Here is a 2144-nt window from a genome sequence, read left to right as displayed (position 1 = left end):
TTGCTCCACCCGCGCCACTTGGCGTACAAAACCCCGAGACTCTAACCGCTGCTGGATGAAAATTCAGTGGCAGGTCACCATGCCCATTCATTTCAAAACATTAATGCGACGGCCAGCGTCATGTAATGCTGGAGTTTGCATCAAGACATCATAAAGGCGCTTGGCATGAGCCTGAGTTTGTGAAAGCGACTGCAACGGGGCCCAGACCAGCCTCAATTGACACGAGGACGCCCGCGTGGGCTCTGTGAAGGAAAAAGCGTTGCGCGCGCGTGCACGCAAACTCGGTTACGCTATCCATAAGTCACGATCACGTTCGATCCACGAGGACAATCTCGGCAGATACGCGCTCGTCAAGGAGGATAGCAATCTCGTCGTGCTTGGCGAGCGCTTTGATGCATCGCTTGAAGAGATTGCTGAATACCTGGATTGAGACTACGGCCGGATGCGACGGATAGACGACCATGTAGCACCGGTTCGCTCAGCGCAGTCCTTGGCGAGGCTGGTGTAACCTTACGAAGAAGAAATTGGACCTCTCAGGCTTCGGTGGCTAATGAGCCAAGCGTCGGTGAGGGCTGTGATACCCTCGCCGAGGACGTAGAGTAACAGGTAAACTTGGCCCTCCCACCTTCCAAAATGGGTGCGGAGGGCCTTCTTTGACGAGCCGTGCTGAAGAAGCGAAGACCCGGCTGGCTGCTCGTAGTGTCGCTTGCATGGCGGCGCTCATCTTGTGCGCTGGGCGCTGCTTCTGCTTACGCCGCAACATCGCATTCGGTACTTCCGATAATGGCCCTTCGCGACGTATTGCAACGCCACACGTCCCCGGTCGCTCTCGGGCGATAGCGGAAATCGAGAGGCCGCGTCTATCGCGAAGGGTCACGCTCATGACCCTTGGCAGACAACAAGCTACTGATCAACGACCGGCAATTTGAGGCCGTCCTGGCCATTACATTGTGCTATACCAATTTGCGCCGGCACGACCCTGTCTTCAGCCCGGAAACGTTGCACCATGACCGATTATCCTAATCCGGCATGGACCGACGAAGGCCGCTTCCGCGGCTCCCTCGACGATGTGATTATCATCCCGCTTGTTTGTGTTGCACTCGTTGCAAACAAAATCCTGCATTTCATTATTTCCATCTTGATGCGGCTGCTCGACTACGCCTTCCCATTCGCAGTGCGGATTGTCTGGTTTCCGCTCTTTGCGGCCAAGCTTCTTGGTAATGTCGTCGTTGCTCTAATAAGCAGCGCTTTCCGCTTCCTTCCCCTTTCCGAGGCAAAACGCCGACAGTGGCGCATGCGGATCCGCCGAAATTGGTCGTGGTTACGGCGGAGGATCAGCTATCGGGCGTTCGAACAAGCCGTGCATGATGCCTTTGAAAGCAGCATGGCATGGGTGTTCAGAGAATGCCGGCACCTCACGCCGAACACCGCATTGCTCGTGATACTGGGCGCGGTGCTTTGGCTTCCGATCTCTCTCGCGGCTGCAACGGTGATGCACGCGGTGCTGATTGCCAATGTCGCGTCTTGGCCTGCTTGGACGCAACTCTTGCATCCGGTTGCAACGATCATCGCCAAGAGCAAGCTTTTGGTGGTGCCGGTGTACCCGGCAGCCTGGCCACAAGCCAAGAGACATCCGTTCGTTCAGCTCGTATTCAGGATCTGTCGAGCCATCCAGCGCGTGCATGCGATCAGGAAGATTAGCTTTCGCTATCGGCAGGCGGAGGTTGCCAGCATCGCGGCGGTTGAAAGGCTCGAGCGCACCGCCGGCCTCGCATCGGCGGTATTGTGGCTGCGCAAGGCGCATGTCACCGAACACTTCGGCGTCGAGAAGCGTACTCGGAAATTGCGTTCGTTCTTCTCACGATGGTCTATCAAGTTCTCAGCCGAGTACTACGAAGCGAAGGAGCGGCAAGCCTCGGGCGTCCCATCATCATACGACAACAGCAAGCTGCGACCGCCGAGATGATGTCTGGTATTGGCCCTCATGCGAAGTCCGGTGTGGCTCTCAAATCGTCTGCTTATCGGTGAACACCGGAAGAAGCCGACTGACTTTCAGAACGACGCTTATGACCCTGGTTCGCGGTAGGGATGCCCATTGCTGGACACCCCCCGCGCAGATCCGGACAAGCCCGATTCGAGCATCC

The 2144-nt window shown here is 56.9% G+C and carries 2 protein-coding genes; both read left to right on the top strand.

The annotated features are described in order from the left end of the window. Positions 1-235: 235 nt before the first annotated feature. Positions 236-430, top strand: a complete 195-nt coding sequence (locus Q2941_RS51410; protein WP_156944234.1) for a hypothetical protein — start codon at positions 236-238, stop codon at positions 428-430. A gap of 576 nt (positions 431-1006) precedes the next feature. Beyond that, positions 1007-1966 carry a hypothetical protein gene (locus Q2941_RS51405; protein WP_027522483.1) on the top strand — a complete coding sequence of 320 codons (960 nt, stop codon included), beginning with the start codon at positions 1007-1009 and terminating at the stop codon, positions 1964-1966. Positions 1967-2144 lie beyond the last annotated feature (178 nt).

It is taken from the genome of Bradyrhizobium sp. UFLA05-153 (assembly GCF_054185185.1).
The sequence above is the reverse complement of the archived record's forward strand: the minus strand, read 5'-3'. Positions and strand labels throughout refer to the sequence as shown.

Coding starts and splice junctions, on each gene's coding strand:
- Q2941_RS51405 (WP_027522483.1), top strand. CDS start 1,007: ATGACCGATTATCCTAATCCGGCATGGACCGACGAAGGCCGCTTCCGC.